Here is a 20400-nt window from a genome sequence, read left to right as displayed (position 1 = left end):
GAGAGGTACGACGGCGGCTACAGTCAGCTCACCGCCTTCATACACTCGTGGCGCGGCGAGCAAGGCAAGTCTTTGCAGGCCTTTGTACCGCTGACATTTGCACTCGGCGAGGCCTTTCTACTGGAGCGAAGAAGGTCTGCTGATCGGCGGCCTATTCCGACGTATCCAGCTCTCCCATATGGAGCTGTGCGCCAGTCGCGCATTTTGGTTGGTTGCGTATCCCAACCAAGGCTGCAAGACGTTGTTCGATGCCCATACCCGCTCGCTTGGCGCGTTAGGTGGGGGGCCGCGTCGCGGCATCTACGACAACATGAAGACCGCTGTCGATAAGGTCAATAAGGGTAAGGGCCGCACGGTCAATGCCCGGTTTGCCGTGATGTGTGCCCACTACCTGTTGGGAAAAAGGCATCGTTGAAAAGAACGCCCAAGAGAGCCGGCGGCGCATCTGGCTCGATGCTCAAGACTGCATGTTCCATACCTTCGAGGAACTGAATGCCTGGCTCGGCCAACGCTGCCGTGCGCTCTGGGGTGAGCTGCTGCATCCGCAGTACAACCCTCTGACAGTGGCGAACGTCCTGGAGTTGGAACGCGCTGAATTGATGCCGATACCGACCGTCTTTGATGGTTACGTTGAACGTACGGTAAGAGTTTCCAGCACCTGTTTGAGCGCATGGATGCCGTTGCGCCGAGCCACCACCGAAACGCTTTGTCCTAGCTCAAGACGCTCACCAACCATGGCTGGTTTTTGCTCTGGGCTCCAGCGGTAGCGCCGCTCCTGGCCCAAAAGCTCCCCACTCTATCGTTGTTGTTAGTCATAAACATAACCGTTTAACGATCCATTATCGTAGGGGGGGAGCGGTGTCCTGTCTTCCATGGGGCTCGTTCACGGGAGACGGAGGGGCACTCTCGTAAATATCAAGAGCCTTCAATAAAGATATTTTGCTATTCCTTGGTGGGCGCTCAATCTACGATATTAATTGCCACGACCTGCTGGATTTATTGATGCTATGTAGAGATGAATTGAGGGGTGTGGACGACCGAAAGATTATTGATACCAAAATCTGACTTTTTGAGTGCCACAGCAAGTACAAGTTCTTATGGTTTTTACAATTTCGCCGCTAAATTTTTTGGTGTTGGGCATATAGTTATGCCCTCTAAGTCCACAGAAAAAACGTTTAAATTTTTGAAGCATGGTTTTTGTGGTTACCTTGGCTGTGAGTTCTGTCGAAACTACTTTTGACAAGTTTTCTGGGTGATCTTCTTAGGGGGCAGAAAGCTTTTGAGATGTTCGGTATAAGGCGACTATTCTTGAGATTTGAAGGAAGCAGTTTTGCCATTAAGGCCGCACCGTTTAGAAATGATATGAAACGCCCCGGGCGTGACATGCTAAACTAACGATTTTGTAAGGTCTGTAGGAGTTTTCCGAACAGTATTAAATGAAGCAAAATGAATGTTGGCAGAGGAAAGGGGGGGTGTTCGGTACAGGCTTGAGCCAGATAAGGAAATCGTAGCTTGGTAAAAACTATCATGAAATGTCAGGTTTGGTGTTCAGGTTTTTTGACGTGATGCTGTACTGACTATTTTAGAATTGTCGGTGATACTGAAGCGTTGGTGGGGCATGGACTACAATGCTCCCCCCCCTTCTGCTGAAAGCCTCAGAACGGTCTTCGTTTCCCCAAATCAATGCAGGTTGAAGGTGCAGAATGATAAGTTCCGCTGCCAGTTCCTTTGGCCGGCAAAAGCGGTCCAGATGGTTTGCCTCTTGAGGGTGGATTTGACCAGCTCATGCAATTGCGTTCGCCGAAGACCGCTATGTTGGATGAGGTAATTCCCTCAATCGAGTGCGGCAGCACGCTTGAGGACGAAAAGAAAATCTGGCAGGCCAGAGTGATTAGTTGAACTTGACCTGACAGTTACAGCGGAAATCTGGTAACTGCCAAGTCTGAACTTCTAAAAAATAAGAAATCCCTCGCTACGAGGCGGGTAGTGAATAGGGACCTCAGAATACCCAGTTCAAATTGAGCCCTGCGCCATGGGTTTTCTCATTACTCGACAATTGGCCATTGTAACTTAGGCTCATGTTGACATCCTTGGTCAAGGCTATACTGGCTTGAGCGCCAACCATCGCTATATTACGCGCTATCGGCATGCTCCGTACTGAAAAGGAGGGACCACCAGTGGCAAGCTCGAGATTATCTTCAGATGGGATCCCGCTCAGGTTTCGTTGCCCGCCCAGCGTTGCGGAGAGGTCGATTTTCTGATGTTCCGTGAGGTTCACCGTCTTTTTCACCCGTGCCCCCAAGGTACTGGCGACTGCATCGCGGCTATGACGGCGACTCTTTAACGCAGCCGCTGAACCTGTTTCGGTCAATCTATCCAGGCTTATGTTCACATACGACAGATTGGCGAAGGGCTCCAGTACCACCTCTTGTAGATCCAGGCGATAGGCTGCTTCGCTGAACAGTTGAGTGGTATTACCTGTCATCTTGGCCTTTTGTCTGGCAGAGACTGCGTCATACTGCAGATTCCGTTTAACGTCACCTCGGTTCCAACTATGGGCCGCTCCGGCACTCAATTGCAGAGCTCCCAGGTCACGTTTTGCATAGACACCAAGATGATAGCTATTGATCGACGCTGAGGAATGAGTGCCGCCGTTCAAGTTCAGCGATGAACGATTATGCCCCGTCAACACACCAACCTGAGTGTCGTCGGTCAGTTGAGCATCGACGCCTGCCAGCAGGCCGCGGACGGAATGAGTACTACTGGCATTATCACTATTGCCGTCCGACTTGCCCCAGGCACCGAGTGTCTTGAGCCAGACGTTGCTGCCAGCGCCAACATCGCTTATTTCGTTGCGCAAGCGTTCACCTACCGCGTCTCGAACATAGCGGCTGTCCCGGAGCAGCAGAGTTCCCACTGCTGGATAGATTTCACCTGACAGCTGCTGGAAAGCCTGACGGGCTGAAGCCACAGATTGCGTCTGCAGAATACTTTCATGCACCGGGTTACTGGTACCTAGCTGGTCTATTGCACCCGCCACCGCACGCTGATTGGGGGTTGCCGCAACGCTGGCGAAGGAGGTGCCGTTGCGCCCGACATTCAGTTGGATGTTATGGGGTGCATAGTTAAGAGTCCCACCGAGGAACAGGTAATCAGGCAATACTGACTCGAAACGCCCAGTGATACCGCCTGCCGCAGACAGGATATTATACTGCCGACCATTCAGGCTCATTATTTGTTGCTGGTTGAGTAGTGTTGGAGAGTGTTCCATTACCAGTGTCACGGTACCGCCAGCCAGACTGGCTTTGCCATCTGCAACAATCCGATCGCTGTTGGTAGCTGACAACTCTACTGCATAGATCGACCCGCTTTCGAAAGCCACATCGCCCGACACCTGCAGTGTGCCAATGGAGTTTCCAGGGGCAACGGTCCCTCCACGGATGGCTGTCAGTGAACCCACACGCCCCGACCCGCCCAAGGTGCCTTGATCGCTGATCGTAACCCCCGAAGTGAGCGAGCCATCGACAGTCAATAGGCCGGCTTTGACTAGCGTTGGCCCACGATAGGTATTGTTCCCCGTTAGAGTCAGGTTGCCTGCTCCCAGCTTGACTAGGCTCCCTTCGTATTGCCGTTGTTGTGCGGCCTGTTCACGGGCTGTGCCCACTTGGTAAGTGACTTTGTCTTCGTCACTGGCGTTCTCGGGGAGGCCATTTTTCCAACCCTTGGCAAGCAGCGTTTGTTGCCATTGCACCTGTTCGGCAACCTCGTCGTTCTGGCGTTGAATTAAAGCGACGTCAGAAATATTGTTCGACCAGATATCGTTGATGTCTTGGGCCAGATTGGCGTCAAAACGCCCCAACAATTGTCCAGGCCCCCTGAGCGCCGCACCAAGATCAAGTCGCCCCCAACCGTACAAGTCATCAACGCCGACCTGTTCTTCAGCCGGTGAGGCAGTCGTCAGCATGAGGTCACGGATCTGAGCCATGTTCATATAAGGAAAACGTTGCTTGAGTAACGCTGCAGAGCCACTGATCAATGGTGCGGCAAAGGAGGTTCCTTTGTCGATTGATAGGCCATAGATAATCGGCCCGTCCTGGACATTGTTAGCTGCTCCAGCCTTCATCACAGTACCTGGCGCAGCGAGGCACCAATACTTACTGACACCACACTGGTTCGAATAACTCTCATCGAAAGTGTTATTCCTGTTCAGGGCAATAGCCGAGATAAAGTGGTTCTCCAGCTCGGGCGTGTAATGGGGCAACGCAGCCATCAGCCCTGGTTGTGAGCTCTTCTCGTTACCTGCTGCAAATACAAGCAGTACATCCTTGGCGACCGCCTCACGTAAACTTTCAATCAATGGGGACTTGTCTTCGCTCAGACGCATGGCTCTTTGAAAGGTAAAGTTGACGTCTGCTTTATCACCTCCCACTGGGTCTTCATTCCAGCTGTTGTTGATCACCCGAAGATTTGGAACAGTTTTAGTCAAGCTTTGAATATTTAGACTAATGAATGTTTGTGTTTTTATGTTGAAAATACTTGCATCATCACTTTTGACATCGGGATCATCCTGATCATCGGGGGAGGGTGTTGTTCTTAAAGGATCTATTAAAGCCTGATATAGATGTGCCGCGGGGGCGATCCCACCATCATAGTTGGAAGCAGCATTTTTGGAACCAACCAATATGGAACTGACTGCAGCGCCATGAGTTGAATACTTCTCGACCACTGGACCACTAGGTTCGTCGTCTATCGGCTCCATCTCTGTCTGTATGTTTTCAGCACCATTGAGTGGAGTGATTTTGCTTGCAGAAAATACATCATGCTTGTTCAGATACCCTCCATCGAGCATACCAATATTGATATCTCTACCATCAATTCCCGAAGAGTGTGCGGTAGGCGCATTAATCAATTTCAATGAATTATCTAGGTTTTCTGTGTTTGTATCTGCTGCAAGAACATTAAAAGAGCACATGCATATGAGTGAGGTGCGAACTTTGTTGTGACCCATTAAACGAAGTATGAAATATGGAAGCTTGATGTTCATGGTGACTCCTGGTTTTTTGCTTGTCCTAAATTCACGCCGGTGTTCAACCGGCACTCGCAGAGCTATGTCCTGCAAGAAGCTGTGCTCATGTCGCTAGTGCGGTGGAGCGTATGCCTCGCTGACTGCCTTTTGCCTGCACTCAACGGCAGATCAGTTGTGGCACGTTTTGGATGATCCGGCACCAGCAATACTTTCAGGTCATTGTTGAGGCGATATTCCGTTATGCCTTCAATCGAGGTGATCTCAGTGACGGCGGCAGACAGGTTGGCGGCCCCAGTCGGGAATGCCAAAAAGGAAGAGGGCGACAATACCCCTCATGGGCGCAGCAGCTTCATTAATGGGGTGCCAATCCCTGTTGTCCATTTTTTGCCAAATATACTAAAGCGCTTCTCTATTTCTATAAGCAGTATTATTTGCTCCAGGCTTCTCATTTCTCCATTAAGTAGTTCATAATCATTTTATATTCTTTTCGAGTGATTAGGTTGGTTTTCCAAGGTAATAATATTTATAGTGATTATAATTTGTCTGTAGGAATTTTCCCAAAGATAGTATTTAGGTTGAGATGCGGCCTGAATATCTCTGCTTCCAGAAGGGGGGCTACACCGAAGAGCACTTTTCGACCTGTCTGGTTTAAATTTATTGAGCGAGCGAGTGCGTACGCGCCCGAGTTAGTCGGTGGACAACGATTTATCCAACTCGGTAGGATGGCCGTGGGTTAGGGCTGGCAAGCTTTCTGCGCTGCTTAGATAGGCTATTCATGCGAGTTTGTAGGCGCGACTTTTGATATGTGCGTGCAGGGGGAGCAAGCTCTCTCCCGGGGTTGGGGCGGGGAGCTCCCTATGTTCGCCGTATCATAAACACGGTTTGCGTTAGCATATTCAGCCTGAGTCAGGGCCAATCGTTTACATTCAGATTTAAGCCCTCGCTGCAGTTGTTGGCGTCATGATTCTCTACAGGATTAGAGGGAGGGCAGTTTGCGCTCAAGGCGATCAGTCGTTGCTTGAGCTCCCTACCGGTAGCCTGCCAGGTTGTGCTGGGTTCTCTCGGCAAAGTTGGTGAGGCCTGCTTCAAAGCCCTAAGGCAGCCTAGTGCATAGCCACCCGTAGAGTTCTCAAACTCCTTGAGCCATTTTGGACAATGGTGAGTTGAGTCCTATGTTTGTGTGGCGGATCCATCTTTAGGAAACCTCACGGGGAATCGCTGCAATTGGCATAGGGGGCAGCCGTTGATCGACCGTCCTTGCTAAGCAGTCTGTTGTGAATCACCCCGGCTTTTGTGGAGGCCGTTTCGTTTAAGTCGGGCCGCCATGGCCTGACCTGCTTGTTGCTGGTGGAAGTTTGCCTCAGCCTCCGCGGGCGGGATATATCCGATTGAGCTCAGCAGGCGTTGGTGGTTGTACCAGTGCACCCATTTCAAAGTCGTCGTAGCTATCACCCTTGCTGCCAACCGAGGGCTCAATGCCGGCCTCTGCCGGCCGCTCGGTGTAGCGAATAGAGACGTACTGGCTGCCACGGTCGCTGTGATGAATCAGTCCATCGGCACGGTGTGCTGGCGGGCATACAGGGCTTGCTCCAGGGCATCCAGTACGAAGTCGGTCTTCATGCTGGTACTGACTCGCCAGCCGACGATGCGCCGCGCAAAGACGTCAATCACGAACGCCACGTACAGCCACCCATGCCAGGTCGAGACATAGGTAAAGTCCGAGACCCAGAGCTGGTTCGGACGGTCGGCATGGAACTGGCGTTGAACACGATCCAGTGGACACAGCGATTTGTCGCTGGCCACCGTCGTCCGCACAACCTGTCCGCGCCTTATGCCCTGCAATCCCGCCCGCCGCATTAGCCGCTCCACCGTGCATCTGGCGATCCCAATGCCCTCTCGCTGTAGCTGCTTCCAGACCTTCACCGCGCCATAGCACTGCATGTTGGTATCCCATACACGCTGGATCTCCAGACTCAACACCTCATCACGCTGAGCACGGCAACAACGCCAGTCAGGGTTACGTAGTTGGGCCGCATGTCTGCGGTAACCGGACGGGGCGATCTGCAAAACACGGCAGATCGCCTCGACCCCGAGACGGTCACGGTACTGGTCGACAAAGGCCCTCAGGACTTGGTACAGCGGTCGAGTTCCGCCTGGGCAAAATACGCACTGGCCAGACACTGGATCTCGTTGGCTTTGCGCAACTCGCGGTTCTCACGCTCCAGAGCCTCGATGCGCTCGCGCTCTTCGGTGGTCGGCCCCGGACGCTGACCGCCATCGGTTTGATGACGGCGAATCCAGGCATGCAACGTTTGCGCTGCACAGCCGATCTTCGGGGCAGTGGCCTCAATGGCTGCCGACTCGGACGGGTAGTCGTTCAGGTGCTCCAGAACCATGCGCACGGCACGTTCACGGACTTCAGGGGAGTAGGTCGCAGTCTTTCTCATGGCCTCATCTTCTCAAGAGTTGAGGCCTCCACGAAACCCGGGGCGATTCAGTGAGAATCCTGATACTTAGGTAGCTATATCAGGTTCGATCCGGCGACCACGGACTAATCGTGTTACGGGCATGCCAAGTCTATGTTGGGAGGCGTTGGGGCCGCAATTGAAAGCGGCAGAACCGATTTTCGGTAAGTTTGGGAAGTTTCCTACAGCCTTAATTTTCTAGGTGTTGCATATTTGTTAAGGCTTTGAGCAATGCTGTGCTAGATGAGGTTAGGTTTAGCCCGGCAGTGTCGGCTTCTAATTTGCTCAAACGTCGTCTCTGCAGGTTCTAGGCGACTAGCTAATTTCAGTACGACGCCTACGCCAGCTGCTCTGAAAATGATTATCTATCTTACTTATCAATAGGTGTTCTCCTTTGAACAATGCAAGTAAAGTTATTGTCTCAATGTTGTTGGTCTTGGCTGTAAGTGGTTGTACCGGTACCGCGATGAAGACTCAGCAACTGGATGCCAGCAAATACACTGTGGTCGGTCATAGTGAGGCGAGCGCCACCGGCGTTCTATTGTTTGGTTTTATTCCGATTCAGCAGAACGACCGTTTCGTTCGTGCCCAGACTGCAGCAATCGAGGCCAAGGGCGGCGATGCCATGATCAACACTCAAGTCCAGGAAAACTGGTTCTGGGCATGGGTGCTGACCGGTTACAAAACCACCATTTCTGGTGATGTGGTCAAACTGAAATAAATCCAGTAGCCGGGCGACAACAGTGGCATTTAGATAAATATTTCCCAGTTGTGGCCCGGTTACTAGTTGTATCAGGCATATCCTGTTTGCCAGCTCGAGTTCGGTCTAGACGCCAGAGCAGTGGGCTGCTTGTCCATGCTGAACTGGTCTAATGATTCTGGATACCTCCATCGGGCGCTATGCTAGATTCTGTACGAAATCTCTTAAAGGTCTGTGTGTAGTGGTCAACTAATCCCGGACACGACGTTAAGTTTTTTCTCGGCCTGAGCCGGGGCCATCCCATCGTTGAACTGGTGCGGTCGAATCCAGTATCAGGTAATGACTGATGTCTCGGTGCGCTTCTTGAGCCGTCATGTAGCCCACGGTCGGTATCCATTCAGTTTTCAAACTGCGAAACACGCGCTCCATCGGCGCATTATCCCAACAGTTTCCACGACGGCTCATGCTTTGGCGCATGCGGTAACGCCAGAGCCGTTGGCGAAACTGGCGACTGCCATATTGCGAGCCCTGATCCGAGTGAAACAGCAGTCCTTGAGGCCTGCCACGCAGTTCGTAAGCCATTTCCAACGCCTTGATCACCAAGTCCGCGTCCGGTTTGCTCGACAGCGCCCAGCCCACAACTCGACGCGCGCAGAGATCCAGCACGACAGCCAGGTAATGCCATTTCCCTTGAGCCCAGATGTAGGTGATATCGCCACACCAGACCTGATTGGGTGCCGGCACTTCAAACTCTCGATTCAAGATATTCAGAATATCCGGCCGCTCAACCGTCGCCTGTTTGTAGGCATGTGATCCAGGTTGTTTGCTGACTAACGCCAGTTCCCGCATCAGGCTACGCACCTTGAACCGTCCGATTTGCTCGCCATCTTCGTCGAGATGACGCTCCCGCAGCCGCAGATAGCTGCGCAAAGCCGAGATTTCGCGATCAGGGGCCCGTAGCAACCCACAGGCATGCAATCGTTGTATCCACTGCGCGTCATTCACGTCGGTTTTGCGCCCTGGTACGGCGCGGGCCTCTCGGGCATTGGCCAGCACGACCTGAAGGCCATGTGCTTCCAATATTTCGTAAACCGGAATCCAGTAAACGCCTGTCGATTCCATCGCGACCGTCGTTATATCGAGATTGACCAGCCAGTTGGCCAGGCGCTCCAAGTCGGAAGTGAAAGCCTGGAAAGTTTGAACAGACTCTTTGGCAAGTTCTGCAGGAACGGCCACCACATGAAAGCGTGAGCCAATATCAATGCCGGCTGCGTGATCATGAATAACCGGTAACCCACGCTGCTTTAGATCGTGCTTTTTCATGAGCACCTCCAGTCAAGTTGAACTGGACGGGGACTCGGATCAAATCACCTTCCTAAACGGGGTCACGGAATATGCCACCACTAACGGGTCCGCAGCTTCCCCTGGGTCAAGTTTTTTGACGGGGACTTAGCCTCCAAAAAGCCAGCGACCACTGTCCAGTGGGATCAGTGTAGAACGTAGTGTTTCTAGTCCAATGGGCCGCGGAACGCCGGGGAGGCGGTTTTTTAAGATGTCTCGCTCTTCAGTGACGCGCTTGAGTTCTGCTCGCAGACGACGCAGTTCAGCGTGCTGATCATCGTCTTGCTGTCGTTCTTCTTGAGGTTTGCTGTAGCGCTTTATCCAGGCATATAAGCTATGCGTCGACACGCCAAGACGGGCCGCTACATCAGCGACAGGTAGCTTCTTTTCGGTCACTTGATTGACCGCTTGGATTTTGAATTCTTCGGGGTAACGCGGGTTGCTCATGGCACCTCCTGATTGGCCTCAGTTTAAGGCAAAGAGGTGTCTACGAAACCCGGGGCGATTCAGATCGAGCTGTTCGATGGCGCGAAAAGCCAGATCGATATCGGCCAGTTTTATGCAGCGGACCATCCCGGATCAGTGCTGGGCAAGGTGATCGAACACCTTGAGGCGGCCGGCAAGCGCGGGGTGAAGATCCGCTTCCTACTCGAGGAAAAGGGCCTGAAGCTGTCAGACCCCGCCACCCTGGAGCGCTTGCGGGCGATTCCCAACCTGACCTTCCGGGTCCTGCCCTATGCCCGGGTGAGCGGCGGGATCATCCACGCCAAGTACATGGTGGTTGACGGCAAACAGGCGTTCATCGGCAGCCAGAACTTCGACTGGCGCTCGCTGGAACACATCCACGAAACCGGGTTGCGCATCAGCGATGAAGCCACCGTGGCCCAGGTGCAGGCGATCTTCGAGCAGGATTGGCAGGCCCAGGCCGCTGTGGCGGCAAACCAGCCGGTGCCCCTGCCCGCCCCTGGCCAGGAGCCCCTACGCCGCGGCAATTACCTGGTGGCCAGTCCGCAACGCTACAACCCGCCCGGCGTGGGCGACTCGCAACTGGAGTTGCCACGCCTGCTGGCCGAAGCGAAGAACGAAGTCCGGGTGCAGCTGCTGGACTATGCGCCACTGTCCTATGGGCCTGAGCGGACCCGGCCCTACTACGCGGTGATCGACAATGCCGTGCGGGCCGCCGCGGCGCGAGGCGTGTCGATCAAGTTGCTGGTGTCCAACTGGAACACCGACAAGCTGGAACTGCCCTACCTGAAAAGCCTGGCGGTGCTGCCTAATGTCCAGATCAGGATCGTCACCCTGCCCCAGGCGTCCCAAGGGTTCATTCCCTATGCACGGGTGATTCACAGCAAAACCATGGGCATCGATGGGCAGGTGGCCTGGGTCGGCACCAGCAACTGGCTCGGCGGCTACCTGGACAATTCGCGCAACCTGGAAGTGGTGATGCACGACAGCGCGATGGCCAAGCGCATCGGCGAGCTGCACGCGCAATTGTGGGACGGGCCTTATGCCAAGCCGCTCGAGCTGATGGCTGAGTATCCGGATCCGCATCCGGGCACGCCGTGAAGGCAAAAGAAGGCCGAGCCTCTCGACGGCTCGGCCTTTGCCCATGGTTCAGCGTTTTGACGCAACCATCGCCTCCACCGTGGTCGCTCTGTCCGCACTGGCCGTAGCCTGCCCTGCCCCTCGCACCGCCTGCGCCCGTACTGCGGCCGCATCCTGCAGGATCACCTGCGCCGCCTTCTCCGCCGCGACGTAGATCGAGGTGACGATGAAGAAGCCGGGGATTTTCGGGAAGATCGAGGCGTCCACCACCCGCAGGTTGCTCACGCCGCGCACGCGGAAGGCGCTGTCGAGTACCGCCATCGGGTCGTCGTCGGCGCCGATCGGGCAGGTGCAGGAGGCGTGGTGGCCCCAGGCCTGGTTCATGACGAAAGTCTTGAGCTGCTCGTCGGTCTGTACCGCATCGCCGGGCAGTTCTTCGCTGGCGATCAGCCCGGCGTCTTTCAACGGCTGGGCCAGGTTGCGCACGAACTTGATGCCCTCCACCACCGATTGCAGGTCTTCGCCCTGGGTGTCGTTGCCCTCCTCGAAGTAATGGAAGTTGATCAGCGGGGTGTCGGCCGGGTCTTTGGAGCGCAGGGTGACGTAGCCGGCGTTGTTGATGGTATGGGCCTTGAGGATGGCCCAGGTCAGGTAGTTCAGGTGCTCGACGATCAACTTCGAGTAGCCGGGGAAATAACCGCGAAACAGCGCCAGCAGGGAGAAGCAGAACAGGTCCGGCAGCGGCCGTTGCTTCAGGGATTTCTTGATGATCGCCAGCACCGCGCCGTTGGTGCTGTAGACCCCGACCTTGCCCTTGGCCCATTCCTCGTACTGCGGGTCGCCCTTGGCGTAGCGCGCGCCCTTGAGCACCTCCCAATTCTCGAAGTTCATCCGGTTGACCACCCCGACCTCGTAGCGGTCCTGCAGGTTACGTCCCACGCCCGGCAACTCGACCCGCACCGGGATATCCATGGCCTCCAGGGTTTCGCGCGGGCCTATCCCTGAGAGCATCAGCAGTTGCGGGGTGTTGAAGGCGCCGCCGGCGAGTATCACTTCGCGGCTGGCGTGCACCTGGCGCAGTTCACCGGAGGCATTGCGCGGCAAGGTGCAGGCCCGATACAACCGCGCGCCCTTGATGTACTCCACGCCATAGGCGCGCTGCTGATCATCGAGCAACACCCGGGTCACCAGCGCATCCAGCTCGATGTGCAGGTTGTCCGGGTGGCGCTTTTGCACATCCAGCAGGCGTTCGCGGGTGCCGTTGCGATGATGCTGCCGGGTGGCCAGCGGCGGATAGCGCAGGCCGATGGCTTCCTCGCGGACCAGCCGCCAGTCGTTGGGGTCGCCCACGCCCTGCAACTGCCAGCCGATGCGCTTGAGGGTTTCGCCCAGGGTCTTGAACGCCTGCTCGGCGGCGTCGACGATCGCACGCACCAGCGACTGGTCGTCGAACGCCGCCTCCGGAATCGCCTTCTCCACGTGCAGCCAGCCCTTGAAACCATGCCGCGACGGGTTGATGCCGAACCAGGAGAGAAACCGCTGGAACGGCCGGTGATGGCAGTTCTCCAGGCTCTGGAAGTGCTCGCGCATGGCACTGGCTTTCCACGACGGATCGCCGGTGATCTGTGCGATATGGTCCCAGTCCTGGTTGTGCGGGTAGACGGTGATCATCGCGTTGTGCGCGGTGCAGCCGCCCAGGCAACTGGCCCGTGGGTACAGCACCCCGTTGACGTCCTCGCCCTGGAAGGTCCGGGTGAACTTGGGGTCCTGCAACTGGCGGGCATCGTTGCTGTAGTGGCGGACGAAGAAGTCCCAGCGCATCGCATCGTTCTCGGTGGAGCGCGGGTGGAACGCCGGCACCTGGTACTCCTCCGGCAGCCGCGGGGCGGTGGTGTCCGCTGCCGCCGGGTCGCTGCCCGACTCCAGCACCAGCACCTTGCGGCCCTGTTCGGCCAGGCGGGCGGCGACGGTGCCGCCCCCTGCCCCGGAGCCCACCACGATGTACTCGTAATCCGTTTCGTTGTTCATCGCTGGCCACCTAGAAAGTTTTCAGCAGGGCGATCAAGGCCCGTTTGTCTGCATCACTCAGGGGCGCTTCCTCCTTGAGGAAACTGGTGCCGAAGTAATGCCCCTTGTCCACCACGAAGTCCGGGCACTTGCTCACCTGCAGCAGCGGCTTGACCAGGCCGGCGAAGACCTTGCGGGCTTCCTCGTCGCTGGCACCAGGCGGCAGTTGCTTGAGGTCGTGCTTGATCTTCAGCAGCAGCTCCAGCACCTGGTCGCGTTTCTCCAGGTCGATGTTGGACAGCAGGCTCACCGGCGTGCCTTGCGGGATCGGCCCGAGCTGGATGCCGTCCTCGCCGAACAGCCACGGCAGCAAGCGGCTGAGCAGACCTTCGAGGTTTTGCAGGAAGGTCGGCAGATAGCCACTGCTGACTCGCAGGTAGCTGGTTTCACTGGTGACGTCGACGGTGCCCATGTGGGTCTTGCCGGAGCGGGTCATGACCTGGAAGTCGCCGGTGCGGTTTTCCGGCCACAGCAGCATCTCGATCGCGCTGTCGAAGGACGCCATGCGGTCCTCCACCCCACCCTTCCAGTGGAACTGACCCAGGCGGTTGTTCAGCAGCAGCGGCGCGGTGGACCACACACTGACCAGCGAAGCTGGCCGCGTATAACCACGTCCGCCCGCCGGCATCGCGTATTCCCAGGGTTCGCCGGTGTACGGGTTCTGCACCAGCACCGAGCCTACCGCCGGCAATTGCTTGTACGACTCCGACGAGAAGTTGTCCCAGATATTGCCGCCCAGGGCGTTGGTCGCCAGCGGGCTGCAGGCGTTGGTTTCGGTCAGGGTGACCGGCACCCGCAGCTCGGTGGAGAGGAAGTTGTCGGTGAGGAACTTCTCATCCTTGACGATGGCCCGCATCGCCGTCTTGAACTCCGGCGTCTTGCTCCAGGTCCAGTAGTTGTTCCAGCACTTGAGGTAACCGTCGTTCACGCAGCCATGGTCGGGAAAGAAGGTCCAGGCCTTTTCCGGCAATTTGCTGGAGTGGCAACGGGCGCAGGTGTCGGCGAACACTTCCTTGCCGCGCTCGAGCACCGCCGCCGGTTCGCTCAGGTGCGCCGCGCCACCGGGGGCGTTCTTCAGGTAGTCCGGGGTCGCCGAGGCCAGGAAGAACAACGCCAGGTCCGGGGTCTGTGCCTCGTTGGCGTTCCAGTAGGAGGAGTTCTTGCGTGCCACGTCGATGCGGAACGGGGTGATCGGCTTGCCACCGATCAACGGCCGGAAGTGAGTGGTCCACTCCTCGCTGTACAGGCCGATATTGATGAACACCCGGTTCAAGGCGCCGAGCGCGCCCACCGAGTCGGCGCCGTCCTTGAGCACCCGCGGGGTGAATACGGTGTCAGGTTTTTTGTAGAACTGCGCCAGCGGGCTGTCCGGCGGCACGCCGGGTACCTCGTTGAACTGGCGGTTGTTCAGCCCGCCACCGGCGAGTTTTTCCTTGCCCAGGTTCGAGGCCAGCTCGATGCGCGCCTTGAGGTTGTAGACCGCGTTCATGGTCCGCGGGTTGTTGATGTAGTCGGTGGAGACGAACGAGGTGTCCAGCGCCCCCGGTTTCGAGGTGTGGAACAGCTGGTACGGGAAGCTGCTCGGGTCCTGATTCCACATGAAGATCCGGTCGACCCAGAAGTACTGCGCGCCGGGGTTGGAGTTGAGGTTGGACCAGGCCGGATGTTCAGGGTCGGCCGGCGGGTTGGTCGGGTTCGGCCCGACATGGCAGAAGCCGCAGGACATGCCGACCCGGTAAGGTTTCACCAGCTTGCTGTCGTTGTAATAGGTGGGGTCTTCGTAATAACGCTTGGCGTCCCACTTCTTCTGCGCGTGCTCGTCGAAGTCCGGGTTGGGGAACAGCCGCAGGCCGACGATCCCGGTGCCGTAGCCGTAATAGGAACCCACCGGCAGGTTCTTGCCGCGGGCGCCGATCTTCACGCCGGGGTACTTGGTTTCGTTCTCGAAGGGGTCGGCGGCGCAGGACGGGTCGCGCTTGTCCAGCCACAGGCCGTAGCGGTCGTCGCGCGGCCCCTCGCCCTTGACGTAGCAGGGTTCGTTGACCACCCCCAGCACTTGCCAGCGTTTATCGCGGTTGTATTTCAGGCTCGGGTGGTTGGAGATGGTCTTGAGCAGGTCGAGGTTGCCGACGCTGTCGCGCGAGAGCTTGTCCCACAGCGCATCGTTGCCGGCGGTCCAGACCACCCAGTTGTTGCGCCCGCGGGCGAAGGCCTGGAGCGCCTGCTGTTCGGTAATGCCGGGGATGAAGGGCGACAGTCGCTCGACCAGCAGTTGCGGTTGCTTGGACACGCCGTAGTCCATGTCGGCGAAGTAGTCCTCGTCGGCGCCTCTGAGGCTGCCGGCATCGCGGCCGACGCACTTGGCTTCGTCGAGTCGCTCGCCGGGTTTGTCGCCGCAGGGGTTTTTCGTCTCGCTGCTACAACCCTGTAACAGCACCAAAGGAAGGAAAATGCTCAACATCAGCTTCACGGGTGTCATGCGCTGCTCCTTGCACGTGCTGCAGACCGGTCCCTCTGTCCTTGGGGGACACCTGTGTCGCGACCGGTTCTTTTTCTGATGGCCGAACAACCGACTGCCTGCGCACCGGGCCGGTTAACCTCGGTACGCCAGTCGCCTTACAACGCCCTACAGCCGCCATACTAGGCCATGGCGAGCGGGTCAATTCTTCCATTTGGCGATGAAAAACCAGGGGTAATTTCGATTGGCTATCGGGCTCCACTCTCACCGCTCCGGCTGTCACAAACGCTGCTGGCAACCTGCTGTTTTCCTGCTTTAACTTACTCGTGAGGGATGGATCCCCCTCCCTTTTGCGAGGGCTGCACATGGACAGGAAAAAGCCCGCTTCTTCGGCTCAGGATGCCCAGTTTCACGCCGAACATGCCCGTATCGACCAACGTCGGGATCTGCTGGGCCTGGCGCGCAAAAGCGCCGGCCACTGGGCCGTCGCCCTGTCCGGCGGCGGCATTCGCAGCGCCACCTTCTGTCTTGGGGTATTGCAAGCCATGGCCCGGGCCAGGGCGCCGGATGCCGTGGGCGAAGAACCGGGCATCGGCAAGCGCCTGCTGGCGCAGTTCGACTACCTCTCCACTGTCAGCGGTGGCGGCTACCTGGGTTCGTTTTTCGGCAGCCTGTTCCTGCCCGGGCGCCTGCGTGGGCGGGAAAACGCCCAGGTGGTAGCCAGTCCCGAAGTACAGGCCGCGGAAGATGCCTATGAAGTGCTCGACTTCGAGCCACCGGGACGCATCCACACCCATATCGACTACGCCAAGGCCCCGGTGGGCGAAGCGCCGCTGGCCTGGCTGCGGGAGAACGGCCGCTACCTGACCCCGGGCGGTTCGGGCGACCTGTTCTATGTCCTGGGCCTGTCGCTGCGCAACCTGCTGGCGCTGCATGTCGTGATCGGCATGCCGCTGTTGTGCACGCTGGCCCTGGCCACCCTGGCGCAGGTGTTCATTTCCAGCGGCCCGCTGTGTTCGCCGCTGGTCGCGCTGCTGCCCATGGACCTGGTCAACGTCCTGTGCGGTTCGCTCTGGTGGGTGCCGGTGGCGGCCACCCTGTTCTGGATAGTGCCGCTGATGCTGGCGTTCTGGATGGTGTATTTCCGCAAGAGCCAGGACGAGGCGGTGCACCTGTGGAACTGGGCGACCCTGCTGTGCAGCGCGATCGGTGCCCTGTTCATCGGCCTGGCCTGCGCGCCCTGGGGGCTGGACGCCGAACTGCGGGCGATCCTGATCGTCTGCGGGGTGGTCAACTGGTTCGGCGTGCTGGCCTGTATCCTCGTGGCCCTGCGCCTGCGTTTCAAGCGCGACAAGGACGACGCCCTGGCGCGCAACAATTGCGTGCGCACCTACCGGGTGCTGGTCACCCGCTACCTGGCCCAGGCCCTGATCTTCACCCTGCTGCTGGGCTTCTACGTCCTGGTGCCATGGCTGGCCCAGTGGATCTACATCAGCGAGCAGCGCGCGCAACTGATGTCGTCGGCGGTCCTGCTGCCGTTGCTGATCGGCGCGATCCGCAGCCTCTCCAGTCTGCTCGACGACAAGGCCTTGCCCGGCTGGCTGAGCCGCCTGCCGCTGAGTGTGATCGCCGGTGTCGCCGGCATCGCGATCTTCATGCTGGTAGCCCTGCTCTGGGGCCTGCTGGTGCAGTTCGTGCGCTACCAGGGGCTCGATAGCGACAGCCTGACGCGCCTCATGGGCCTGGTGGCGGTAGCCCTGGTCCTGAGCCTGGCGGAGGGACGCTTCATCGGTTTTCTCAACCAGTCCTCGTTGCAATCCTTCTATCGCAGCCGGCTGACCCGAGCGTACCTGGGCGCCTCCAACGGCCTGCGTTTTGCCGGCAGGACGCCCAAGATCCGCAAGCAGCGCCTGAGCGTCGCCGAAGCCCTGCCCGGCGACGACGTGCCGATCGAGCAGTACTACGGCGTCACCACCTGCGCGCCGGTGCACCTGATCAACGTCACCCTGAACCTCACCGTCGACCCGGCCGAGCAACTGGTGCAGCGCGACCGCAAGGGCAAGCCGTTGTGCCTGGCCCCCAATGGCGCGAAGGCGCCCGACAGCGTCAGCTATATCCTCGACGGCGAACCGCGCAAGCGCTCGACCCGCAGCAAATGGTTCAGCGAGATCTACCAGACCCTGGGCCTGGCCCATTGGGTGGCGACCTCCGGCGCGGCGATCTCCACCGGCCTGGGCCGGGCCACCTCGCTGGGTACCTCGCTGTCGTTCGGCCTGACTAACCTGCGCCTGGGCACCTGGTGGCCGGGCAATTTCCTCGAAGGCGACGAACAAGCCGACACTCAACGCAGCTGGCGGGACAAAGGCTGGGCCCGGGTGTTCCCGACCCAGACCTACCTGTTCTATGAACTGAGCGCGCACTTTCATGGCGTGCGCCGCGACTACCAATACCTGTCCGACGGCGGCCATTTCGAAAACACCGCCACCTACGAGCTGATCCGCGAAGGGCGCAAGATCGAGCTGATCGTCATGTGCGACTGCGGCGCCGACCCAAGCTACCAGTTCGACGACCTGGCCAACCTGATCCGCCTGGCGCGGATCGATCAGGCCCTGGAGATCGAGGAGGACCTGGGCGTGCATGAGGTTTCGCTACTGGCGCCCTACTTCGGCCATACCGCCAACTTCACCCATCCTGGCCCTGGCGACAGCCTGCGCTGCGCGATGCTGTTCAACGTGGTCAATCGCCAGGGCCAGCGCACCGCGCGGATCCTGCTGCTCAAGCCACGCCTGATCGCCGGAGTGCCGGTGGACGTACTCAATTACGCCAACGCCCACCCGACCTTCCCCAACGAAAGCACCGCCAACCAGTTCTTCGACGAAGCGCAGTTCGAAAGCTACCGGCAACTGGGCCTGCAGATCGGCCAGGCGCTGTTCGGCAGCGGCCAGCCGACGCCGGTTTCCCAGGCGTTGTGGAACTACCTGTAGAACGACCGCCTCCAGGAGGCCCCCATGACTCTTCTGTATCCCATCGCCGGTTTGCGTGATGACGAGCGTTTCGATGACTGGCAAGAGGGAGCTGCTCGACCTGCATACCCACGCGCAAGTACACCCCTTCCCCGACTCCGACGATGAAGACGGCGGGTCACCAGGGAACTTCCGTGTTGTTGTTCTAATTTAAGCGGCTGGTCTAAAAAATTTACAGATGCATATGAATGACCGACCGGCGCTGTCCATGACAAGCCTATGGTTCGGGCGCCATTGGCGGGGCGAATCAGAAAAAAGCAGATGATAATAAGAAAGTTCTCAGTTGTATTTTTGCTTTTTGAGATTATGGTGTCCGACCACAAAATCCGGCATTGAAAATGGCTCTGCTGCACGCAGTTAAAGCGATAAAAGTTAAGTAACGACAAGCCGGTTCAGGCAACTAATGTGGCGAGCCATAATTAGCCAATCATCAACTACAGCGCTCATGAAACAGTCATTGGCTCTCGAATTATCATTCACAGGCTCTTAGTTCGATGGCAGATATACCGTTGTTCCGCAGGGAGGCGCTCGACGCCCGGCAAACCAACGGGCTGGGCGATACAGTTCTGGTCCGCCCGATCTCTTTCACCGTTCTCACGTGTCTGGCTACGGCCCTGGCGGTGTCGGTGGCGGCCTTCTTTTTCTTCGCCAGCTATACCAAGCGCAGCACCATCAGCGGCCAGCTGGTCCCGGTCGGTGGCCTGGTCAAGGTGTACGTGCCCCAGGCTGGCATCGTGTTCGAGACATTCGTCCACGAAGGCCAGAGGGTCAAGCGTGGCGAGCCTCTGCTGACGATCTCCAGCGAACGCTACGGTTCTGACGCCGAACCTGTGCAGGCCGGTATCAGCCGCCAGCTCGAACATCGCCGCGATTCGCTGCGCGGTGAACTGGAGAAAGTCCTGCTCTTACAACTCGATGAACGTGACAGCCTGAGCAACAAGGTCGCCAGCCTGCAGCGCGAGCTGGCGATACTCGCCCGGCAGGCGGACAGCCAGCAGCGGTTGGTGGCGCTGTCCAGCGACGCCACGCAGCGTTATCAGGGCCTGATGGATAAGGGCTACATTTCCGTCGACCAACTCCAGCAGCGCCAGGCCGAACTGTTGGGACAGCGCCAGGCCCTGCAGGGGCTGGAGCGCGAACGTGCGGCCCTGCAGCAGCAACTGACCGAGCGCCGCAACGAGTTGGCGGGCCTGGGCGCGCGCCAGGCCAACCAGCAGGCGGACATCCAGCGCCAGCTCTCTGCCCTCGAGCAAAACCTGGCGGAGAGCGAGGCCAAGCGCACGCTGCTGGTCACCGCTCCGGAAACCGGCATCGCCACTGCCGTACTCGCCGACATCGGGCAGACCGTGGACAGCTCGCGGCCATTGCTGAGCATCGTTCCCGCCGACGCCCCCTTGCAGGCAGAGCTGTATGCCCCGAGCAAGTCCATCGGTTTCATCAAGCCGGGCGACCCGGTGTTGATCCGTTACCAGGCCTATCCCTATCAGAAGTTCGGTCAGTACCAGGGCCGGGTGCGTTCCATTTCACGCACCAGCGTGCCCTTCGCCGAGCTCGCCAGCATGGCCGGCGCCGTGCCAGGGCTGGCCAAGGACGGCGAGCAGCTGTATCGCCTGCAGATCAGCCTGGATAAGCAGATGGTGACGGCTTACGGCCAACCACGCCCCTTGCAAAGCGGCATGTTGCTCGACGCCGATGTCCTCCAGGACACCCGCCGCCTCTATGAGTGGGTGCTCGAACCGCTGTACAGCCTGACCGGCAAACTCTAGGAACAACCT

Annotated in this window: 6 protein-coding genes, 6 pseudogenes and 1 other annotated feature; of the genes and pseudogenes, 5 read left to right on the top strand and 7 right to left on the bottom strand. The window is 58.2% G+C overall.

Features of this window, described 5'->3' with window-relative positions; translation table 11 throughout:
• Nucleotides 1-665: pseudogene (gene istA, locus DK261_RS23910) on the top strand (IS21 family transposase); the annotation flags it as partial.
• An 8-nt stretch (nt 666-673) separates the two neighbouring features.
• Here the strand turns inward: istA and DK261_RS23905 are convergent.
• The 3 genes and pseudogenes from DK261_RS23905 to DK261_RS23890 all read right to left on the bottom strand — a co-directional run.
• Nucleotides 674-784: pseudogene (locus DK261_RS23905) on the bottom strand (transposase); the annotation flags it as partial.
• 1215 nt (nt 785-1999) lie between these two features.
• Nucleotides 2000-5044, bottom strand: coding sequence for an autotransporter domain-containing protein (locus DK261_RS23895; RefSeq protein WP_080768832.1), 3045 nt, complete (start codon nt 5042-5044; stop codon nt 2000-2002).
• Nucleotides 5045-6286: 1242 nt separating this feature from the next.
• Nucleotides 6287-7473, bottom strand: a pseudogene (locus tag DK261_RS23890) (IS3 family transposase).
• Nucleotides 7079-7195, bottom strand: a sequence feature (AL1L pseudoknot). It overlaps the preceding pseudogene by 117 nt.
• A gap of 412 nt (nt 7474-7885) precedes the next feature.
• On the opposite strand from DK261_RS23890, the gene DK261_RS23885 reads away from it, so the two are divergent.
• The gene (locus DK261_RS23885; protein ID WP_041990282.1) at nt 7886-8212 is read left to right on the top strand and encodes a hypothetical protein; all 327 of its coding nucleotides are present in this window, start codon (nt 7886-7888) and stop codon (nt 8210-8212) included.
• Between the two features lie 224 nt (nt 8213-8436).
• Here DK261_RS23885 and DK261_RS33655 read toward each other — a convergent pair.
• Together DK261_RS33655 and DK261_RS23875 are read right to left on the bottom strand one after the other, a co-directional pair.
• A pseudogene (locus DK261_RS33655) lies at nt 8437-9514 on the bottom strand (IS3 family transposase).
• 222 nt (nt 9515-9736) lie between these two features.
• Nucleotides 9737-9979, bottom strand: a pseudogene (locus DK261_RS23875) (transposase); the annotation flags it as partial.
• A 45-nt stretch (nt 9980-10024) separates the two neighbouring features.
• Between DK261_RS23875 and DK261_RS23870 the strand changes: the two are divergent.
• Nucleotides 10025-11098, top strand: a pseudogene (locus DK261_RS23870) (phospholipase D-like domain-containing protein); the annotation flags it as partial.
• A gap of 48 nt (nt 11099-11146) precedes the next feature.
• Here the strand turns inward: DK261_RS23870 and DK261_RS23865 are convergent.
• Nucleotides 11147-13105: a GMC family oxidoreductase gene (locus tag DK261_RS23865; RefSeq protein WP_110176613.1), complete on the bottom strand. Its 1959-nt coding sequence runs from the start codon at nt 13103-13105 to the stop codon at nt 11147-11149.
• A gap of 10 nt (nt 13106-13115) precedes the next feature.
• Complete coding sequence (locus DK261_RS23860) at nt 13116-15623, bottom strand: hypothetical protein (protein ID WP_009049076.1); 2508 nt, start codon at nt 15621-15623, stop codon at nt 13116-13118.
• A gap of 344 nt (nt 15624-15967) precedes the next feature.
• On the opposite strand from DK261_RS23860, the gene DK261_RS23855 reads away from it, so the two are divergent.
• Nucleotides 15968-18586 carry a hypothetical protein gene (locus DK261_RS23855; protein ID WP_110176611.1) on the top strand — a complete coding sequence of 873 codons (2619 nt, stop codon included), beginning with the start codon at nt 15968-15970 and terminating at the stop codon, nt 18584-18586.
• Nucleotides 18587-19134: 548 nt separating this feature from the next.
• Nucleotides 19135-20391, top strand: a complete 1257-nt coding sequence (locus DK261_RS23850; RefSeq protein WP_110176609.1) for an HlyD family secretion protein — start codon at nt 19135-19137, stop codon at nt 20389-20391.
• Nucleotides 20392-20400: the final 9 nt, after the last annotated feature.

It is taken from the genome of Pseudomonas sp. RW409 (assembly GCF_003184125.1).
GTDB classification, from domain to species: Bacteria; Pseudomonadota; Gammaproteobacteria; order Pseudomonadales; family Pseudomonadaceae; genus Aquipseudomonas; species Aquipseudomonas chlororaphis_I.
This window is presented reverse-complemented; position numbering and strand designations above follow the sequence as displayed.

Coding starts and splice junctions, on each gene's coding strand:
- DK261_RS23895 (WP_080768832.1), bottom strand. CDS start 5,044: ATGAACATCAAGCTTCCATATTTCATACTTCGTTTAATGGGTCACAAC.
- DK261_RS23865 (WP_110176613.1), bottom strand. CDS start 13,105: ATGAACAACGAAACGGATTACGAGTACATCGTGGTGGGCTCCGGGGCA.
- DK261_RS23860 (WP_009049076.1), bottom strand. CDS start 15,623: ATGACACCCGTGAAGCTGATGTTGAGCATTTTCCTTCCTTTGGTGCTG.
- DK261_RS23855 (WP_110176611.1), top strand. CDS start 15,968: ATGGACAGGAAAAAGCCCGCTTCTTCGGCTCAGGATGCCCAGTTTCAC.